Origin of the sequence: Pararhizobium sp. A13, assembly GCF_040126305.1 — a bacterium.
In the GTDB taxonomy this organism is placed as follows: domain Bacteria; phylum Pseudomonadota; class Alphaproteobacteria; order Rhizobiales; family Rhizobiaceae; genus Pararhizobium.
Genome location: NZ_CP149510.1, coordinates 1,205,843 through 1,225,771, shown reverse-complemented (window position 1 = coordinate 1,225,771; position 19,929 = coordinate 1,205,843). Strand labels below are relative to the sequence as shown.

Below are 19,929 nucleotides of genomic sequence, written 5' to 3'. Positions count from 1 at the left end.
CGCCACCCGACCGGACGAACAGTTCGGACGGACTTCCCGGAACCGGCATCGCCGGACCCAAAAATGGGGCTATAGCTCAGCTGGGAGAGCGCTTGCATGGCATGCAAGAGGTCAGCGGTTCGATCCCGCTTAGCTCCACCATTCCCCCTCGACTTGTAAGATTTCCACGCCTTATCATACATTTACCGGTCGCCGCCTGGCCGGCGAGCACCCGGAAAGTCGCTGCGGTGAGGATCCTCGCCCGACCGTTACCGGAAGAGATGGGCATCTCGAACACTCGGATCGTCATATTCTGAATATCGTTCCCGACCCAGGCGATGTACTCTCTCATCCCCTCGAAGACATTGGAAACGTGAAAACTGGACGATTGCCGTGCGGGTGCGACATTTCTTCTGCGTCGATATCCCAACGAAATTTGTCGCAATGTTTCTCCATTGTACCTGCATGTAGGCATGGACAAAAACATGTCGCATCGGGTATTGGTTGCAGCGCACCTTAGATACAGTCGGGGAGAGTATTGATGTCGACGTTTGCTTTCGAGCAAGATGGCGAAACGCGCCGCACATCACGCAGCTTCTACCGGGGAACAAACACCAATTTTCATCCCACGGACACCTCCCTGAACACGCCGAATGCCGTCGATGAGTACGTCATGAAGGGCTGGAAGCCGTCCGAGAGGTTCGTCACCCAAGCGACACCCATCGTTGCCTTCGGCTCTTGCTTCGCAACGAACATCAGCACCTATCTCCACGACCGTGGCTATAACGTCCTGAACAAACGGGACAACAAGGCCTATGTCACGAAGATGGGTGACGGCATGGTCAACACCTTCGCGATTCTCCAGCAGTTCGAGTGGGCTTGGCTGAACAAGCATCCCACGGTTGACGTCTGGCAGGGAAAGAAAGGGGAGGATTACGCTTACGACGAGAGCATTCGTCTGGAAACGAAAGAACTGTTCGATCAGGCTGAACTGTTCATCATAACGCTTGGCCTGTCCGAGCTGTGGTACGATGAGCCGACGGGGGAAGTCTTTTGGAGGGCCGTGCCCGCGGACGCCTACGACCCTCATCGCCATAAATTCAGGACTGCCAGCCATGCCGAGACACTGGCAAACCTGCGGTCGATCTATGGCTTGATCCAGCGTTTCCGTCCGAATGCCAAGGTCCTCTTCTCCGTCTCCCCCATTCCGCTGACGGCGACCTTCCGTGCGGTCTCTTGCATGACCGCCGACGCCGTTTCGAAGGCGACATTGCGCAGCGCGTTGGACGAGTTCCTGACGACGCATCAAGACGAGCAAAAGCTGTTCTACTTCCCGAGCTATGAGGCTGTCACCCGGATCTATCGCAACCAGTGGGGTGACGACCGCCGCCATGTCCGTGCCGACGTGCTGGCGTTCAACATGAAGATGTTCGAGCATTACTACTGTTCTCCCGGCATTGCGGAGATCGAAATGATGAATGCCTATAATCATGCCTGGGAGATGGACCTGCGCAAGGGTGAGACCATGCGCAATCGCGATGTGATCGCTTACGCTGAGCACAGGGCCATCAAGAAGGAAGCAAAGATCAACGCCCGTCTTGAAGCCCGTCGGCTGGAGCGGGAGCAAATCGTCGCGGAGCGGGCGCGCCTGAAGAAACTCGAGAAAGCCAGTGCAAACGAGAACGGGCGGAAGAAGAACCTGAAGACAGTGGGGATACGCGCGGTCCAGTTGGTGGTTGGTATTGCCGCGCTCGACAGCGCCATCAGTTGGGCGGCTTTTGCTTTCGCATCCTTCTGAAGCTGCCAGTTCCAGTCCTGCGCGGAATGTGAACTCAGGGCCTGATTGAAGATTTCGTTCGGCGGAGCTTCGCCTCGCCGCTAGCGGGTTCTGGACAGAAATTTCTATTAAAACGTAGGCTATTATTGCCGATTTCGGCGTTGCGGCGTGTCGCGAACATTGTTTCCTACGACAGAAAGTCTCATCTGAAGGGACTGTCTATGGCACGCGGGAAAGGGCAGGACATGACGGAGTTGAAGACACGATCCCGACCGACGGGTGCAACCGCCGTTCTGGGCCGGACTGGATTTCCGCATATAACGTCAGCGACCGGGGGCGAAGTCAGCGTCGTCACCGGCCCATCGCAGCCCGGCTTCAATCCGCTCGACCTGCTTTACGCGTCTCTATCCGCCTGCCTGACCATGAGCGCCCGCATCGCCGCGAGCCAGAGGGGTGTGCTCGACAGGGTGACGGAAATCAGCGCAGAAGTGACCGGCGAGAAGGCGACGGAAGGACTTTCACGGGTTCAGACTTTCAACATCGTCTTTACGATCAAGGGCGACATCGACGACGAGACTCGCAATGCCATTGCGCGGGCGGCGGAAGACGAAATCTGCACAGTCAGCAACACCATCCGCGGCAATCCCGATTTCTTTGCCACTGTCTCCGGCTAGCCGTCCGTTTCGCTGTTGAGCAGTCGCCCATTGGCAAGCCGCGCGTGTTTGACTATGGATGCGCCCGAGCAATTCTGGAGTATATGATGAAAATCACGATGATCGGCGCCGGTTATGTCGGGCTTGTCTCTGGCGTTTGTTTCGCCGATTTCGGCCATGAGGTCGTCTGCATCGACAAGGACGCGAGCAAGATCGACGCCCTCGTGGCCGGACGCATTCCGATCTTCGAGCCGGGCCTGGAACAGCTGGTCGCCGACAATGTCAAGGACGGGCGTCTGCGCTTCAGCACCGATCTGGCAACAAGCGTTTCGCAGAGCGACGTGATCTTCATTGCGGTCGGCACGCCCTCGCGGCGCGGCGACGGCCATGCCGACCTTTCCTATGTCTACGATGCCGCCCGCGAGATCGCCACCTATGTGACCGGCTTCACCCTCATCGTCACCAAGTCGACCGTTCCGGTCGGCACCGGCGACGAGGTCGAGCGGATCATGCGCGAAACCAATCCGGACGCCGACATCGCGGTCGTCTCCAACCCGGAATTTTTGCGCGAGGGTGCGGCGATCGACGACTTCAAGCGACCCGACCGGATTGTCATCGGCCTCAACGACGAGCGCGCCCGCGACGTCATGACCGAGGTCTATCGGCCGCTCTATCTCAACCAGGCGCCGCTGCTCTTCACCACGCGGCGCACCTCCGAACTGATCAAATATGCCGGCAATGCCTTCCTCGCCATGAAGATCACCTTCATCAACGAGATGGCAGACCTTTGCGAAAAGGTCGGCGCCAATGTCCAGGAGGTCGCCCGCGGCATCGGCCTTGACGGCCGCATCGGCGCGAAATTCCTGCATGCAGGCCCCGGCTATGGCGGCTCCTGCTTCCCGAAGGACACACTGGCGCTGGTCAAGACGGCGCAGGATCACGACAGCCCGGTGCGGCTGATCGAAACCACCGTCGCCGTCAACGACAACCGCAAGCGCGCCATGGGCCGCAAGGTCATTGCCGCGGCCGGCGGCGACGTGCGCGGCAAGAAGATCGCCGTGCTCGGCCTCACCTTCAAGCCCAACACCGACGACATGCGCGACAGCCCGGCGATCGCCATCATCCAGGCGCTGACCGACGGTGGCGCCATCGTCACCGGCTATGACCCGGAAGGCATGGAGAATGCGCGAAACGTCATCGACGGCATCGCCTATGCCGACAGCCCCTACAAGGCGGCGGAAGGCGCCGATGCGCTCGTCATCGTCACGGAGTGGAACGAGTTCCGCGCGCTCAACCTCGACCGGCTGAAATCGTCGATGAAAAACCCCGTGCTCGTTGATCTCAGAAACATCTATCACCGCGATGAAGTCACCAAGCACGGTTTCAGCTATACGAGTGTCGGCCGGCCGGAATAGGGGCGGCATCTCAATCGACTGCAGCAAGGAGCCGGTATGCGCTATCTGATCACAGGAACGGCAGGTTTCATCGGGTTCCACGTGGCCAAGCGGCTGCTCGATGACGGCCATTTCGTCACCGGCTTCGACGGCATGACGCCCTATTATGATGTCCGGCTGAAGGAGCGGCGCCACGCCATCCTGTCCCGCTCGAACGGCTTCCGGCCGGTGATCGGCATGCTGGAGGACGTGAGCGCGCTGGAGGCAGCCGCGGAGATCGGCGAGCCGGACGTCATCGTTCACCTCGCAGCCCAAGCCGGCGTCCGCTACAGCCTGGAAAACCCCAAGGCCTATGTCGATTCCAACCTGATCGGCTCCTGGAACATCCTTGAACTGGCGAAAGCGGTGCGGCCCAAGCACCTGCTGCTTGCCTCCACCTCGTCGATCTACGGCGCCAACGAGAAAATCCCCTTCGCAGAGACCGACCGGGCCGACGAGCCGATGACGCTCTATGCCGCCACGAAGAAATCGGCCGAGCTGATGGCGCATAGCTATGCTCATCTCTACGGCGTGCCGACCACCGCTTTCCGTTTCTTCACCGTCTACGGACCCTGGGGGCGCCCGGACATGGCGCTGTTCAAATTCGTCGATTGCATCCTTGGCGGTCGGCCGATCGAGATCTACGGCGAAGGCCGCATGAGCCGTGATTTCACCTATATCGACGACCTGGTCGAAGGCATCGTCAGGTTGATGGGCGTCGCGCCGGCGGAAGAAAATCGCATCCACGACATCGATACCTTGTCGCGTCACGCGCCATTCCGTGTCGTCAATATAGGCGGCGGGCAGCCGGTGGAACTGATGCGCTTCGTCGAGACGGTCGAGGCTGCGGTTGGCCGGCCGGCGATCCGCACGATGCTGCCGATGCAGCAGGGTGACGTGCCGCGGACCTTTGCCGCCCCGGACCTTCTGAATGCGTTGACGGGCTTCACGCCGTCCATATCGGTGGAGGAAGGCGTGAAACGCTTCGTCGACTGGTATCGCGCGGAGATGGTCAGCGACTGAGAATACTACGCTCGATCCACTTTCAGCCGAATCATCAAAACGGTTCGACGCGGCCGGAAGTATTGGAATCCGGTGTGGAAAGCCTCGGAAGACATCGCAGTGCACATATACTGTTGCTGCGTTGCATACTTTGCTAGCTTTCGAAGGCGCCTTTGCCAGCCACACCCCTTCATTATCCGGATTCCGGCTTGACAGCGATCATAACAGCGGCCATAAGAAACGCCTAATCTGGTTAGCGTATATTTAATTTTCGGAGCGGGTTTCCCAAGTCCAATCCATTTAAAGGGGTTCAGTTATGTTTAAACGGTCTTTGCTGATCACGACTCTTGCGCTTTGCGCTTCCGTTTCTTTCGCATATGCACAGGCCGCGCCGTCCGCCGGCACAGTTTCGGGCCTCGCGACCTGCTCGAGCGATTGTGCTGCCCAGGCGCAGAGCATCGCTGACGAAATCAGCGCGATGCCGACTGGTCCGGCAAAGGACAGGCTCCTTCTTGCGCTTGTCAAGGCGATCGGTACTCTCGCCATTGCAAATCCTGAGCTCTCTGCAGCTCTTGGCGACATCGCAGCGTCGGCTCAGGCAGGATTGAGCCCGGCAGCAGCGGCCGCAGTTCCCTTCGTTGAGCAGGTCGTGTCCGCCCTTCAGGCCGGCACTCCTGGCGAAGCGACGGCGGCTCTGTCCGATCCGGGTTTCAGCGACGATCCGGCCAGCTGAGCTGACGAATCGATTTGGCTGCTGATTTTGAAAAGGCGCCTTGCGGGGCGCTTTTTTTATGCTGTTTTTCTGCGGTCCGAACGGGTCGCCGAGATCGTGCGGGGTGGCGAGCCATTTTCCCGTAGTGGCACAATTGTGATTGTTTTAACTTACGCTTGATACGACAGGGTTCCGCAATATAGGAACACTAATGTAACCATTGTCATAAAAGTGAAGACGTAAGCCTCGCCCAAACCCCTGCTGGTACGGTAAACCCAGATGCTCGAACCTTTGATCCGTTTGCGCGTTCATGATTGCTTTCGCGACGTTCGGCTTCGGTTTTCGCCCCCAAACACAATCTGAGCGGCAGGAATGAAATTTTTCAATAGCGTCCGGGTTCGACCATTCGAAAAGCATCCAGGCCGGAGAGATCCCGCTAGGGACGGCGCACCATGGTAAAGCAGAGAAAATGGATCGCGATGGCATTTTGCCTGCTGATTTCGGTGGCGAGCGGCTATGGCCTGTGGGGTGAACTGGCGCCGTTTATGGCCAAACCCATCGAGCAGGCGCTGACCCCAGACGGCTACGCTGGCGAAGACTTTGACTTCGGTCTTTCATCCTATTCGAAGACACTGGTCATGAAGGACTGTTTCCGCATCGTGCTGGCCTACAGTGATATCGACATGATCGACGAAGCGGCGCGCGATGTGGTGTCGAAATGCGCCAATCGCGCCGCTGGAATCGTTACGACAACACCGACGGACTCCTTCGCCTGGCTGGTGCGCGCTGCCGCATCGGTTCGCCTGCTCGCCAGGGACGACTTCAACGCCGCGCTCAGGCAATCGCAATTGACTGGCCCCAACGAACAATGGATCGCCCGTTTTCGCGTCAATCTAGCGGAGACCTATTTTCCACAACTCAGTGCCGAAGGCGTCAAATCGGAAGCCGCTGACCTGAAGCTGCTTGTGAGCAGCGAGAGGGGTGTCAAGCTCATTGCGGAACGCTATGTCTCCAATCCGGATTTCCGGGCGCGGATCGCGGCCATCGTCGAAACGATGCCGCAGGATCGGCAGATCGTCTTTCTGAGAAACGTCAAGAAATCGATGGGCAAGGGATGATCCGGGCTCCTGTTTTGCGACATCCATGCCAAGGCCTGATTGGAATACCGGCACCGGGTCTCCGCGCAGCGTCCGTACCGGCACAACAATGGCAGGCCTGAGACCATGAAGAAGACGGCGCGCTACCATTCGGACCGCTTCCGGCTGAACAACCAGCTGATGTGGCCCATTCTTCTGGTTCTGTTCCTTTCGCCCTTCGCGTTCGGAAGCACCAAACCCTCCTTCTGGCTGCTATGGTCCATGCTGATCTCGCTGTGCGGCGCCGTTCTCTTTGGCCGCATGGCGCTGTCCAACGCCCGGTTCAGGATCGCGCCGCGTAATCTGCCGGTACTGTTCTGTCTTTTCGCCCTTCTCGGCGCCTATATGATCGTCCAGGTGCTTCCGCTTGGCGCTTTGTCTCCTGCGGCGACCAGCATTGCCGATCCGAGCGCCATCATCGCCGTCCATACGATCAGCCTGGCGCCACACGATACGATCCTCGCGTTCGCGCGCTGGGCGACCTATGGACTCCTTTTCTTCCTGGTGCTGCAAATCACCAGCAACCCGCAGCGCGCCCGCGCCTTCATCAATCTCATCTACTGGGCCATCGTGATCCACGCCGTCGTCGGGCTGCTGTTCCTCGTGCAGTTCGGTGACACGATCCTTGGCATTCCGAAGTGGAAATATTTCGGCTCGGCGATGGGCGGCTTCATCAATCGCAACTCGTTTGCCACCTTCCTTGCCTTCGGCAGCGTGCTTGGCATCAACCTGATGATGGAGCGGATGACCGAGAAGCCCGCGGGAAAAGGCGACAACTCGATTTTGGGAACCTATCTCGGCAAGGGCGGCGTCGTTACCATCGGTCTCGGCTGGCTGGTCCTGGTCATCACGCTTGTCGCCACAAACTCACGCATGGGTCTGTTTGCCGCCTGCTGCGGCATGATTGCCTCGGTCGTTCTGGCGCTTGCCAAGAAGACCGCCGGTACCAACAGGGCCGGCATCTGGATCCTGCTCCTTGCCATCCCCGTGATTGTCGGTCTCGGCATGTTTGGCTACGGCGCGATATTTCTGGAGCGCCTGGGCAGCCTCGAAGCTTCATCCGAGGTTCGAATGCAGTTATACCAGCAGGTTCTGCAGATGATCGAAACCCGCCCTCTGCTCGGGTTCGGTGGCAACAGCTTCGAATATGCCTATCCACTCTTCCATCAGGCGCCGGTCAGCGTCGATCTCGTCTGGGACAAGGCGCACTCCACCTATCTGGCGCTCTGGGCCGAATACGGCCTGATTTTCGGCAGCCTGCCGCTGCTGATCGTTGGGATCATTGTGTTTCAGCTGGGTGCGGCCTATGTGAAGACGCCGGGTCAGGATATGCTGATACGCTGCGGTCTTTGCGTCATACTGATCGCCGCCGTGCATTCGCTGGTCGATTTCAGCCTCGAGATCGAAGCCGTGACGTTCGCGTTCGTCGCCATTGTCGCCACCGCGTGGGCGCGGCAAGTCGAGCTCATGAACGCTGGCGAGAGGGACCGGTCATGATGCGCGGCATCCTCGATTTTCTGCGCGGGAGCGTGGACACACCAGCGACCGTGCAAAGACAGAAGCTTCTCTTCGAGGGCGGCCCGGATCACATCTATGCCGTCGGCGATGTGCACGGCTGTGACGATCTTCTTGGCAGGCTGGAGGATTTGATCTTCGAGGACAGTCGCAAACGCGCGGGTACCAAATGGTTGATCATGCTCGGCGACTACGTGGACCGCGGACCAAAATCGGCATCCGTGCTCGACCGGCTAACAACCAAGCCTCGTGCAGAGGTCAAGCGCTTCTGCCTTGCTGGCAATCATGAGGAGGTGATGCTTGATTTCCTGCGCAATCCATCTTCCGACCATCGCTGGCTGGACTTCGGGGGACTGGAGACGCTCTATTCCTACGGCCTCCACAAGCTGCCGGCCAATCGCCAGGCCCTGAAGAACCTGCTGCAATCCCGCATTCCGGACGAGCACGTCGCCTTTCTCGAATCCCTACCATCCATGCTGAGCATACCGGGATTTTGTTTTGTCCACGCCGGCCTTCGGGATGGTGTGGCCCTCGCCGAGCAGCAGGATGCGGACCTGTTGTGGCTACGTCCTCCAGCGAACGCGAAAGCCGTAGCTACAAATGGCGTCATCGCAATCCACGGCCACACGCCAGTCGCCAAAGTCGAAGTGGGTCCGGCGCGGATCAATGTCGATACCGGCGCCTATATGAGCGGGATATTGTCGGCAGTGCGACTTTCTCGCCGCAGTGTTCCAGAGATCATTCAGTGCAGTTAATGATGTTTGAATTTCGCAATTGTCGCCTGCCTGTAATCTGATAGAACTGTAGTAATGCTGCATCGCAGCAATTTAAAAGACGCTTTTTACAGTTTTTACAATAACAGCGATAGCTGTGCAGATAATGGTTGTGTGCAAATGGATGCAGAAATTGACCTCAAAGGCATTCTTGGATTGATACGCCGCCAGCTTTGGCTGATTTTATCAACAATTGCCGCTATACTTATCCTGACAATTATATTCACCTACTCACTTACGCCAAAATATACCGCAACATCCCTTGTTCTTGTCGATACAAGCACAAAAAACCTTCTTGATTCCGACAATATTCTCTCCAATCCGAGTGCCGACAACTCTCGCGTCGAAAGCGAGGTCGGCATTCTCAAATCCGATCGTATTCTGCTCAATGTGGTGAGCGAAAACAACCTCGTCTCCGACAGCGAATTCGGCATCGAGGTTTCGCTGAAAGACAGGATTCTGAGCTGGCTGCGCATCCCGCTGCCGCCGGCACCCACCGGCGAGGCGGCCCTGTCGCGCGTCCTCGGCGCCTTCAAATCAGCCATAACCGTGAGCCGCAACGGCCTGACCTACCTGATCACGGTCGGCGTCGTTTCAAAGGATCCGGCAAAGGCGGCGAAGCTCGCCAATTCGATGAGCGAAACCTACATCAGGGAACAGATCAACGCGAAGGTGTCTGCGACGCTCACCAAACGCGATACGATCCAGAAGCAGGCGGAGGCTGCCAACGCGGCAATCGTCGAAAACGAAAAGAACTTCGATACCTATATTACCGGCAATATCGACCGGCTGGAGAAGCAGGCCAATTCCTCGGGGTTGACCACGCTTCGCGCCGAGCTTGAGAAAGTCAACCAGGACCGGGCGGCCGAGCTCGGCCGGATCGAATCGCTGCAGAAATCGCTGCAAGCGCAGGATTTCTCGACATTGGTGACGCAGCTTGGATCGGACGCGCTCAATGAGTTGCAGAAGCAGCGCGAAAACCTCGCAACGCGGATCGCCTCGACTGGCGATAACAGCGCCGAGGCGATCAGCCTGCGTGACGAACTTGCCAAGGTCGACAAATCGCTGGCAAGCGCGGCGTCCCAGGAAGTCAACAACCTGCAGCAGACGGTCAATGACTACCAGCAACAAGCAAACGAAGTTCGCCAGAAGATTCGCAGCACGGTTCTGCAGAGCAACCTGCCGCCGGAAGTGTTGACCGAAATCTACAGCCTGCAGCAATCCTCCGAGATCGCCCGCAATCAGTACCAGACCCTTTTGTCCCGACTGCAGGAGCTTGATGCGCAAGCTTCGCTGCAGCTGCCGGACAGCCGCGTGGTTTCGGCCGCGCTGACGCCGACCCTGCCGTCGTTCCCCAACAGCAAGGTGATCCTGGGACTGTCGCTGATTGTTTCCATCGGTCTCGGCCTCGGCCTTGCAATTCTGCGCGAATATTTCATCGGTGGTTTCGTCAGCGAAAATCAGATCGAAGCGGTCCTGAAAGTGCCGCTCTCGGCCATCGCCCCGCGCCAGGCGACCGGCGACGAGCATCACAAGCTCGCAAACCCGACCTCCAGCCTGGCCGATCTGATGGTGACGGCACCGCTCTCACTTTTCGCCGAAAGCGTCCGGCGGCTTCGGCTGACACTCGACCAGCAGGAGCGGAAACATTCGGCGCCGAAGCGGCAGAATAGCGACGAGGGTGCGATCATCATGGTTTCCTCCGCGCTGCCGTCGGAAGGAAAATCGACCATGGCGCTGTCTCTCGCCCGGGCCTATGCACTGACCGGCAAGCGGACACTGCTGATCGATTGCGACCTGCGCAAACCGAGCGTCAACAAGCATCTCAATCTCGAACCGAACCACGATTTCATCGACTATCTGCGCCAGGATCGCAGTACGGCGACGCTGACCTCGCTGATCATGCGCGATCCGCTCTCCAACCTGACGGTGCTGCTCGGCGGACGGCGCAGCGACATCGCCACGGACGAACTGGTGATGAGCGAGAAGATGGGCCGGATCCTTGCCAGTGCCCGCAAGCATTTCGACTACGTCATTCTCGACACGCCGCCGGTCGAACCGGTCGTGGACGGCCTCTATCTCGCCCGTCATGCCGATATGATCGTCTTCGTCATCAAATGGGCAAGCACGCCGCAGTCGAGTGCCAAGCGAGCCGTCGCCGCACTCAAGGAGAACAAGAACCCGGACGCCGGTATCGTCACCCTGCTCAACCAGCAGGATCGCGCCAAGATGTCGGGCAACTACAGCTACTCCGGGTATTACACCGAATAGGCACGGGCAAAATCCGGAGCAAAGGGGGCGCTTTGCGTCCCCTTTTTTATGTCCGGAGATAGGCAACGCCTTACAGCGAAGGCAGTGCCGCGCAAAAAATCAAAATCCGTAAAATTGTATGCTTCCACTTAAGCGCGCCGAAAAACGTCCCATGTATCGTGATGATACAGGTGGACGAAACGGATGTGCTCCGCTTCGCGGCATGATGCGCCCTCCACCGATCCGAAATGAATTCGGCCCAACAAAAAAGCCTTGGACAGAAGGCTACGGACAACAGGGACACGAATCATGTTCAAGAAAGCAATCATCGCACTGGCGACCATCGCAGCTCTTGGCGCCACCAGCATGTCTTCGGCCTACGCCATTAATCTCGGTTCGACGCGCGGCGCGGTGAAAGTTCACCGCCAGACCTCGGTGGCGCCGATCGCATTTTCGCTCTATTGCCTCGATCATATCGAGGAGTGCACCAAGAGCTCGAAGTCACAGGTCGCCTATACGTCGAAAATCCGCGGCCTGCTTGCCTCGGTCAACCGCTCGGTCAACCGCAGCATCCGCCCGCTGCACGAGCGCCGCGACGTCTGGTCGCTCAACCCGACCTTCGGCGACTGCGACGACTATGTCATGACCAAGCGCAGCCATCTCATCCGCGCCGGCGTTCCCTCCAGCGCGCTGCGGGTTGCCGTCGTGCGCACGCCGCGCGGCGAGGGCCACGCGGTCCTGCTGGTCAAGACATCCGCCGGTGAATTCGCCCTCGACAACCTGCGCAAGACGATCGTCAAGCGTAACCAGACCGGCTACCGCTTCCTCAGCGTCGCATCGGCCGATCCGACCCGCTGGTCGACGAACTGAGCGGAGAGGCCACCAAGGGACGGGGAAGGCGTTTGCTCTCCCCGTTTCGCATTCGACCGAACTGCTATCGCGTACCGTCCTCTTCTCCGGACACAAGCGGTCAAATAGCGATGCCCCCAAAATTGGTCGTGTCATCGCGCGATTTGCCGGCTGTGTTTTCCTGTAAATTTAGTTTTTGCGCAGATACTGACGTCGGTTGCCCAAACTTTCTTTCAGCGCCGTCGCAACCTTCCGGCGCTAGTCGTGACAGGATTCACTATGAAACTTAAAGCTTCGCTGTGTGTCGCAGCGGTCCTTCTGCACCTTTCCGCCGCAGCCCTCCCCGGCGTCGGGACCGCTTATGCGGCCGGCCATAAAATGCGCTCCGCTCACTTCCTTACCACGACGCTGGAGAAAAAGGGCTTCAAGATCGATGGCGTCCATCGCAAAGGGCAAGTGTATTTCGTCAAGGTTACCCAGGACGGCACCACGGCCATCCTCGCGATCGACGGCTACAGCGCCGAAATCGTCGGCTTGAACGTTCTTGTCCTCGCACCGGGCGCTACTGCCAAGGCCCGGGGCACCGGCGGCAATCACTTCGTCGATCTGACCTATGAATACGGATATGTGGTCGAAGAGACCGTCTACGAGGCGTCCTACCAACTGACGGTCGAAGAAATATCCGTCACCGAGGAGTATACCGAGGTCAGCTACGAGGAAAGCGAAGAGGTCACCTACGAGGAGGTCGAGGAGACGGCGGAGGCCGACCTTGACGACGGCACGGAGGAGGATGCCGCGGGTGATGCCGAGGCGGACGCCAATGACGATGCCGATGACGGCGACGCCGATGATGCCGCCGCTGACGCGGATGATGCTTCCGATGACGCATCGGACGATGGCGACGGCGATGATGCCGGTGACAGTGACGACGGCGCCGCCGACGACGACGGCGGCGGAGACGATTCTGCCGAGTAATCTGTCAAACAGCAGCGGCGCCCATCACGCTCCGCGTATGGGCGCCGCTCGCAGGGTCTCGGATGAGACTCGCTAGATAAGACCCCTCGCTGCAAGATTGCGCATCAACGCCGACGGGCCGAATGTCCAAGGCGGGCATTCCGTCGACAGGCGCACGGTATTGGTGAGCGAGCCGAGATGGGCATTGGCGATCGTGACGACATCTCCGAGCTTATGGGTGAAGCCCTGCCCCGGCGCGTCGCGGTCTTCGACAGGCGCAAACAGCGTGCCCATGAACAGCATGAAACCATCCGGATACTGATGGTGACGGCCGATCGTCTGGGAGACCAGGTCGAGCGGATCGCGGCTGATTTCCCGCATCGTGCTTGATCCTTTCAGCACAAACCCGTCCGGGCCGCTGATCGTCAGCGACAGATCGGCATTGCGCACGTCGTCGATCGAATAGGTGGCGTCGAACAGGCGGATGAACGGACCGATGGCGGAGGACGCATTGTTGTCCTTGGCCTTGCCGAGCAGCAGCGCCGAGCGGCCTTCGACATCGCGCAGATTGATATCATTGCCGAGGGTGGCGCCCTTGACGCGGCCCTGGCTATCGACGGCAAGCACGATCTCCGGCTCCGGATTGTTCCATTTCGAAATCGGATGCAGACCGACGGATGCTCCCCAGCCGACGGAGGCCAGAACCTGCGCCTTGGAAAAGACCTCGGCATCTGGACCGATGCCGACTTCGAGATATTGCGACCAGACGCCCTCTTCGATCAGCGCCGCCTTCACCTTCGCCGCTTCCGGCGAGCCGGCCTTCAGGTCGCGCAGGCTGTCGCCGATGATGGCGGTCACGCGCTCGCGCATCTTTTCCGCCAGTGCCGGGTTTCCAGCAGCCTTTTCCTCGATGACGCGTTCAAGCATCGACCGGGCGAAGGTGACGCCGCAAGCCTTGACCGCCTGCAGGTCGCAGGGTGCCAGAAGGTGCATGGTCGAGAGATCGCCGGCAGCCTCCACCGAGTTGCCCATGACGGCTTCCAACGACACGAGATGCTCGCCTTCCTGCTGCAGGAGGAATGCAACCGGATCATCGCGCTCGAGCAGGTCGCGCATCGTCAGCACGTCCTTCGAGGTGATATCGTAGAGATCGCCGCCGCGCAGCACCACCAGGGACGGGCCGGCGACATCCGGCCGCCACAGACGCCCGACGAATGTTCCCGTTTCAAAACTATCGTTTATCGGCGCCATGCTACCCTCCCCGCTGAAAGCCTGCTGCGGCAAGATAACGGCCGCCGGATCGCGGGCAAGGTGCGAAACAGAAAAACAATGCTGCTGCCCCGGAAAGAATGCTGCGGCATCATGGCGGAACGACCAAAAGAATGTTCGCGTGACTGGGGAGCGATTATTTAATTTTACTGATTTTCTGATAGCACCGGAGACAGTGAATAAGCGTGCCTAGCCAGCCGTTGCACAGATGGACACGAGAGGGAATGAGGGAAATGAGCTTTACGGAAACGACGACCACCTCCTGGTTTTCACGGCTGAAGAACGGGCTGATCGGCCTCGTCCTCGGCCCGCTGCTGGTGCTCGGGATGATCTGGCTGCTGTCCTGGAACGAAGGCCGCTCGGTGCAGACCTATCGCGCGCTTGCGGAGGGTGCCGGCATCGTCGTCTCGGTCGACAGCGGCACGGCCGATCCGGCCAATGAAGGCAAGCTCGTGCATATTTCCGGACCGGTGAAGCCCGATGGCACGCCCGAGGATCCGGCGCTCGGCGTCGTGGCAGAGGGTGCAGTTGGCCTCAACCGCAAGGTCGAGATGTACCAATGGGTGGAGGACAGCAAGAGCGAGACCCAGAAGACGCTTGGCGGCGGCGAGGAAACCGTCACGACCTACACCTACAAGAAGGAATGGCGCTCGCGCCGGGTCGATTCCTCCGATTTCAAACAGGCCGATCAGCATCAGAACCCCGACATGTCGATCGAGGGTGAGCGCTTCACGGTGGCCACCGCGACGCTCGGCGCCTTCACGGTCGATGGCAGGGCGGTTGCCGATCTCGGCACGGACAGCCCGGTCAAGCTCTCGCCCGATGTCGTCGGCCAGGTGACCTCGGCCCTCGGTTCCGACAAGCCGGTCAAGGCGGATGGTACGACGATCTATGTCTCGCAAAGTCGCCAGAGCCCGGCGATCGGCGACCTGCGCATCAGCTTCAGCCGCGAGGACATTTCCGAGGCGAGCTTCGTCGGCGCGCAGAAGGGCACGACCATCGCCGGATACAAGGCCTCCAATGGGCGCGAATTGTTCCTGAGCGCTGCCGGCAAGGTCGGCGCCGCCGAAATGTTCGAGGCGGCCCAGAGCGAAAACACGCTGATCACCTGGCTCATCCGCTTCGGCGGTCTGCTCGGCATGTTCGTCGGCTTCATCGTCATGCTGTCGATCCTCGGCATCATCGCCGACGTCATTCCTTTCGTCGGCTCGATCGTCGGTTTCGGGACGTCGATCATCGCCGGTATCCTGACGCTGATCCTCGGGCCGCTGGTCATCGCCATCGCCTGGATCGCCTATCGGCCGGTGCTGGCGATCATCGTCGTCGCCATCGGCATCCTGTTGGCAGCGGCGCTGATTTATCTCCGACGCAACAAGGCAGTCGCTGCTCCAACGACGCCAACGGCCACTTTCGGCCGGACCTGACACGGACTGCGCGCCCGGACCGGGCGCGCAGTCTCCGACGTCGCGTTACGCAATATGGTTTTGTGGTGAGGCCGGCCGCGCTACAAATCTGAACATTTGCGTTTAAACGCCATTCTGCCTAGCGTCCATTTTAGCCCTTTCTTCTTCAACGTGAATGTATCGGATCGCAGGCACTGGATGTTTCTCGTCTCGAAAGTCTTCTGGCTGTTGGCCCAGCCGCTGTCGCTGATCTTCCTGCTTCTTATCCTGAGTTATGTCTTCGGCGGAGCTGGGTTTCGGCGGTTGCGCGGCTTTTTCTCGGGGCTCGCCGCGACCCTGCTGTTTTTGACGCTGTTCACCAGTTGCGGGGCGGTGATGCTGCAGGTGCTGGAGAACCGCATTGCCCGGCCTGCAAACCTGCCAGCCAATCTCTCTTGCATCATCATCCTTGGTGGCGCCTTCGAGAACGAAGTGATCTCTGGGCGCCGCGGCATGGAATTCAATCAGGCGGCCGATCGCTTCGTCGAGGGGCTGAGGCTGGCGCAGGCCTATCCGGGTGCGAAAATCCTGGTCTCGGGCGGCGACGGTTCGTTCAGCGGCAAATATGATGGTGACGCAGAGACCTCCATAGCGTTCTTTTCCACCTTCGGCATTGGGCCGGAGCGGATCATCCGAGAGACCCAGTCACGAACCACGTTCGAGAATGCCGACAACACCAAGGAACTGCTCGAGAAGAACGGACTGTCGGATTGCGCCCTGATCACCTCGGCTTTCCACATGCCGCGGTCGGTCGGTCTGTTTCGCAAGCTCGGCATTCCGGTCACGCCCTGGCCGGTAGACTATCGCACTAGCGGGCAGCTTTCGCTCGGCCCGGATTTCAGCCAGCCGTCGCTGAATGCGCAACTCACGACGACTGCGATGCGCGAATGGACCGGACTGATCGCCTACTACATCAGCGGCAGAACGCATGTGCTTTTCCCGCAATAATGCATGCCGTTGACGCAGCATCCCCATTGTGGTCCTTCTCGGTTTTCTGGCGGGGGGAAACATGCCGATCCTGGAAATTCTCGACTATGCCGGGGTCGCGGTTTTCGCGGCGACCGGGGCGCTTTCCGCCTCGCGCAAGCAGCTCGACATCATCGGCTACGTCTTCCTCGCCTCCGTGACCGGCATTGGCGGCGGCACGTTGCGCGATGTCATTCTCGGCGCGACGCCCGTCTTCTGGGTCACCAACCCGGTCTACCTGGTGGTCTGCGGCTGCGCCGGTCTCCTGGTGTTTTTCTCCGCCCATATGATGGAGTCGCGCTATAAATTCCTGGTCTGGCTGGATGCCATCGGGCTTTCGGCCTATTGCGTCATGGGGGCCGCCAAGGGACTATCGGCGACCGGCTCGCCGATCGTGGCACTTGTCACCGGCATGCTGACGGCGACCTTCGGCGGCATCCTGCGCGATCTGCTCGCGGGCGAACCATCGGTGCTGCTGCGCCCGGAGATCTATGTGACGGCCGCGCTTGCCGGCTCCGGCGTCTTTACCACCGCAACCTATTTCGGCGCATCGCTGCTCGTCGCTTCAAGCCTTGGCGTCATGACGGCTTTTGCCGTGCGCGGCGGCGCCCTCAAATACGGATGGACATTGCCGACCGGCGATCCTCGGCCCGGCCGTCATCCTGACGATGTCATGTAAGGAGGAAGCTCAGCCGCGCTTGCGGCGAAGGCGAATTACCACGTCGACATGGGCGATTTCCATGCCTTCGGGCGGCTCGGGCAGGTTGTCGATGGTGATGCTGCTGACTGGAATGTCGAGCACCTCGTTGTGGCCCTCGACAAAGAAGTGATGGTGGTCGGACACGTTGGTGTCGAAATAGGTCTTGGCGCTCTCGACCGCGAGAACGCGGATCATGCCGGCTTCGGTGAACTGGTGCAGTGTATTGTAAACCGTTGCAAGCGATACCGGCACACCGGCGGCCACGGCTTCCTCATGCAATTCTTCCACCGTCAGATGACGGTCGCCCTTGGCAAAGATCAGGTCTGCAAGCGCCATGCGCTGACGCGTCGGCCTAAGGCCGGAACGGCGGAGGCGTTCTTCCGAACGGATCTCGATGGCAGTCGTCATACGGACGGATCCAGACTTTCAAGCTATTGCACAACAGGTTACCTGTGCCGATATAACTTTTGCTGCGTGTGCTTTCAATAGTAAGCAGGGGTCCCAAGGCGGCCAAGCCATGAAAAACAGCCTGAATCTTGGGGCAAAGGCCAATTATCTCTGGCTGTTGCAGTCCCCATCATGTATGCGACGGCGGAAATAGACCTTGTGCTTGACGAGGCAGGAATGCGCAACGCGACTTGGATCCGTCATGCCGACGCTTCAAATTGCGCCTATCTTGCTCTAAATCAAGTTAACGAAAAACGGATGTGGCGGGGAAACGACAATTCATGACGACCAGACAATCTAGCTACAACTATGAAGAAATCCTCTCCTGCGGTCGCGGAGAATTGTTCGGCCCCGGCAATGCCCAGCTTCCCCTACCACCGATGCTGATGGTTCATCGCATCACGGATATCTCCGAAACCGGAGGCGCATTCGACAAGGGCTATATCCGTGCCGAATATGACGTCCGTCCCGATGACTGGTATTTCCCCTGCCATTTCCAGGGCAATCCGATCATGCCGGGCTGCCTTGGCCTTGATGGCATGTGGCAGCTGACAGGCTTCTTCCTCGGCTGGCTTGGCGAGGAAGGTCGCGGCATGGCGCTTTCCACCGGTGAAGTGAAGTTCAAGGGCATGGTCCGTCCGCATACCAAGCTCCTGGAATATGGCATCGACTTCAAGCGCGTCATGCGTGGTCGCCTTGTCCTTGGCACGGCCGATGGCTGGCTAAAGGCCGATGGAGAGACCATATACCAGGCAAGCGACCTTCGCGTCGGGCTGTCGAAGGAAAAGGCTGCCTGAACCGCGGCCACGCCGCACTCAGAGACAAATAAGAAGAGGTCATCGACATGAGACGGGTTGTTGTCACGGGTCTGGGCATTGTTTCCTCCATCGGAAACGATGCACAGGAAGTCACCGCGTCGCTGCGCGCGGCGAAGTCCGGCATTACGTTCTCGAACGATTTTGCCGAACATGGCTTCAAGTGCCAGGTCTGGGGGGCGCCCAACATCGACACGACCGAGCTTGTCGACCGTCGCGCCGCACGCTTCCTGTCGCAGGGCGGCACGTGGAACCATGTGGCCATGAAGCAGGCGATCGCCGACTCGGGCCTCGAAGACAAGGATGTCGGCGGCAACGAGCGCACCGGCATCATCATGGGTTCGGGCGGTCCATCGACCCGTACGCTGATCGATGCGGCGGAAATCACCCTCAAGAACAATTCGCCCAAGCGCATCGGCCCGTTTGCCGTGCCGAAGGCAATGTCGTCCACCGCATCCGCGACGCTTGCCACCTGGTTCAAGATCTACGGCGTCAACTATTCTATCTCGTCGGCCTGCTCGACGTCGGCGCACTGCATCGGCAATGCGGCGGAAATGATCCAGTGGGGCAAGCAGGACGTGATGTTTGCCGGCGGCCACGAAGACCTCGACTGGACCATGTCGAACCTGTTCGACGCCATGGGCGCCATGTCCTCCAAGTACAACGACACGCCCTCGACTGCTTCGCGCGCCTATGACGTTTCCCGCGACGGCTTCGTCATCGCCGGCGGCGCCGGTGTTCTGGTCCTCGAAGAACTGGAGCATGCCAAGGCCCGCGGCGCGAAGATCTACGCTGAAATCACCGGCTACGGCGCAACCTCCGACGGTTACGACATGGTGGCTCCGTCCGGCGAAGGTGCCGTCCGCTGCATGCGCCAGGCCCTTGCCACGGTGAAGGGCGACGTTGACTACGTCAACACGCACGGCACCTCGACGCCGGTGGGTGACTCGAAGGAAATCGGCGCGATCCGCGAAGTCTTCGGAAACAAGATCCCGCATATCCAGTCGACCAAGTCGCTGACCGGCCACTCGCTGGGCGCTGCCGGCGTGCAGGAATCGATCTATTCGCTCCTGATGATGCAGGCCGGCTTCATCGGCGAAAGCGCCCACATCACCGAACTCGATCCGGAATTCGACGGAGTGCCGATCGTGCGCAAGCGCATCGACAACGCCAAGATCGATATTGCGCTGTCCAACTCCTTCGGCTTTGGCGGCACCAACGCGACGCTCGTTTTCCAGCGCTACAACGGATAAAATC

Annotated in this window: 18 protein-coding genes and 1 tRNA gene; 17 read left to right on the top strand and 2 right to left on the bottom strand. The window is 59.5% G+C overall.

From position 1 onward, the window contains the following. Window positions 1–65: 65 nt before the first annotated feature. The 12 genes from WI754_RS05840 (at window position 66) to WI754_RS05785 (ending at window position 13,054) form a co-directional block, all read left to right on the top strand. Window positions 66–141: transfer RNA gene (locus WI754_RS05840), tRNA-Ala, on the top strand. 379 nt (window positions 142–520) lie between these two features. Beyond that, entirely contained in the window at window positions 521–1,777 is a 1,257-nt protein-coding gene (locus tag WI754_RS05835) for a GSCFA domain-containing protein (RefSeq protein ID WP_349436751.1), read from the top strand. Window positions 1,778–2,001: 224 nt separating this feature from the next. Continuing rightward, window positions 2,002–2,430, top strand: a complete 429-nt coding sequence (locus WI754_RS05830) for an OsmC family protein (protein WP_349436750.1) — start codon at window positions 2,002–2,004, stop codon at window positions 2,428–2,430. An 86-nt stretch (window positions 2,431–2,516) separates the two neighbouring features. Continuing rightward, window positions 2,517–3,824: a UDP-glucose/GDP-mannose dehydrogenase family protein gene (locus tag WI754_RS05825; protein WP_349436749.1), complete on the top strand. Its 1,308-nt coding sequence runs from the start codon at window positions 2,517–2,519 to the stop codon at window positions 3,822–3,824. Window positions 3,825–3,860: 36 nt separating this feature from the next. Continuing rightward, the gene (locus WI754_RS05820; RefSeq protein WP_349436748.1) at window positions 3,861–4,865 is read left to right on the top strand and encodes an NAD-dependent epimerase; all 1,005 of its coding nucleotides are present in this window, start codon (window positions 3,861–3,863) and stop codon (window positions 4,863–4,865) included. A 457-nt stretch (window positions 4,866–5,322) separates the two neighbouring features. Next, window positions 5,323–5,577: a hypothetical protein gene (locus WI754_RS05815; RefSeq protein WP_349436747.1), complete on the top strand. Its 255-nt coding sequence runs from the start codon at window positions 5,323–5,325 to the stop codon at window positions 5,575–5,577. 431 nt (window positions 5,578–6,008) lie between these two features. After that, window positions 6,009–6,674 carry a hypothetical protein gene (locus tag WI754_RS05810; protein ID WP_349436746.1) on the top strand — a complete coding sequence of 222 codons (666 nt, stop codon included), beginning with the start codon at window positions 6,009–6,011 and terminating at the stop codon, window positions 6,672–6,674. Between the two features lie 105 nt (window positions 6,675–6,779). After that, window positions 6,780–8,189 carry an O-antigen ligase family protein gene (locus tag WI754_RS05805; protein ID WP_349436745.1) on the top strand — a complete coding sequence of 470 codons (1,410 nt, stop codon included), beginning with the start codon at window positions 6,780–6,782 and terminating at the stop codon, window positions 8,187–8,189. Next, entirely contained in the window at window positions 8,186–8,962 is a 777-nt protein-coding gene (locus tag WI754_RS05800) for a metallophosphoesterase family protein (protein WP_349436744.1), read from the top strand. Before WI754_RS05805 ends, WI754_RS05800 begins: the two co-directional genes overlap by 4 nt. 138 nt (window positions 8,963–9,100) lie before the next feature. Continuing rightward, on the top strand, window positions 9,101–11,251 hold the full coding sequence (locus tag WI754_RS05795) for a Wzz/FepE/Etk N-terminal domain-containing protein (protein WP_349436743.1): 2,151 nt from the start codon (window positions 9,101–9,103) through the stop codon (window positions 11,249–11,251). Window positions 11,252–11,539: 288 nt separating this feature from the next. Then, window positions 11,540–12,100, top strand: coding sequence for a transglutaminase-like cysteine peptidase (locus WI754_RS05790; RefSeq protein WP_349436742.1), 561 nt, complete (start codon window positions 11,540–11,542; stop codon window positions 12,098–12,100). A 258-nt stretch (window positions 12,101–12,358) separates the two neighbouring features. Continuing rightward, the gene (locus WI754_RS05785; RefSeq protein ID WP_349436741.1) at window positions 12,359–13,054 is read left to right on the top strand and encodes a hypothetical protein; all 696 of its coding nucleotides are present in this window, start codon (window positions 12,359–12,361) and stop codon (window positions 13,052–13,054) included. Window positions 13,055–13,126: 72 nt separating this feature from the next. Here WI754_RS05785 and WI754_RS05780 read toward each other — a convergent pair whose 3' ends face one another. Next, on the bottom strand, window positions 13,127–14,284 hold the full coding sequence (locus WI754_RS05780; RefSeq protein WP_349436740.1) for a fumarylacetoacetate hydrolase family protein: 1,158 nt from the start codon (window positions 14,282–14,284) through the stop codon (window positions 13,127–13,129). 251 nt (window positions 14,285–14,535) lie between these two features. On the opposite strand from WI754_RS05780, the gene WI754_RS05775 reads away from it, so the two are divergent. From WI754_RS05775 to WI754_RS05765, 3 genes are all read left to right on the top strand, one after another. Beyond that, a complete protein-coding gene (locus tag WI754_RS05775; RefSeq protein WP_349436739.1) occupies window positions 14,536–15,726 on the top strand; it encodes a TMEM43 family protein in 1,191 nt (396 codons plus the stop codon). 177 nt (window positions 15,727–15,903) lie between these two features. Continuing rightward, the gene (locus WI754_RS05770) at window positions 15,904–16,692 is read left to right on the top strand and encodes a YdcF family protein (protein WP_349436738.1); all 789 of its coding nucleotides are present in this window, start codon (window positions 15,904–15,906) and stop codon (window positions 16,690–16,692) included. A gap of 61 nt (window positions 16,693–16,753) precedes the next feature. Next, the gene (locus WI754_RS05765; RefSeq protein WP_349436737.1) at window positions 16,754–17,389 is read left to right on the top strand and encodes a trimeric intracellular cation channel family protein; all 636 of its coding nucleotides are present in this window, start codon (window positions 16,754–16,756) and stop codon (window positions 17,387–17,389) included. 9 nt (window positions 17,390–17,398) lie between these two features. On the opposite strand, the gene irrA is transcribed toward WI754_RS05765, so the two are convergent. After that, the gene (gene irrA / locus WI754_RS05760; protein WP_349436736.1) at window positions 17,399–17,818 is read right to left on the bottom strand and encodes an iron response transcriptional regulator IrrA; all 420 of its coding nucleotides are present in this window, start codon (window positions 17,816–17,818) and stop codon (window positions 17,399–17,401) included. Window positions 17,819–18,138: 320 nt separating this feature from the next. Here irrA and fabA point away from each other — a divergent pair, with 320 nt between their 5' ends. Then, the gene (gene fabA / locus WI754_RS05755) at window positions 18,139–18,654 is read left to right on the top strand and encodes a 3-hydroxyacyl-[acyl-carrier-protein] dehydratase FabA (protein ID WP_349436735.1); all 516 of its coding nucleotides are present in this window, start codon (window positions 18,139–18,141) and stop codon (window positions 18,652–18,654) included. A gap of 47 nt (window positions 18,655–18,701) precedes the next feature. Continuing rightward, a complete protein-coding gene (gene fabB, locus WI754_RS05750) occupies window positions 18,702–19,925 on the top strand; it encodes a beta-ketoacyl-ACP synthase I (RefSeq protein ID WP_349436734.1) in 1,224 nt (407 codons plus the stop codon). Window positions 19,926–19,929: the final 4 nt, after the last annotated feature.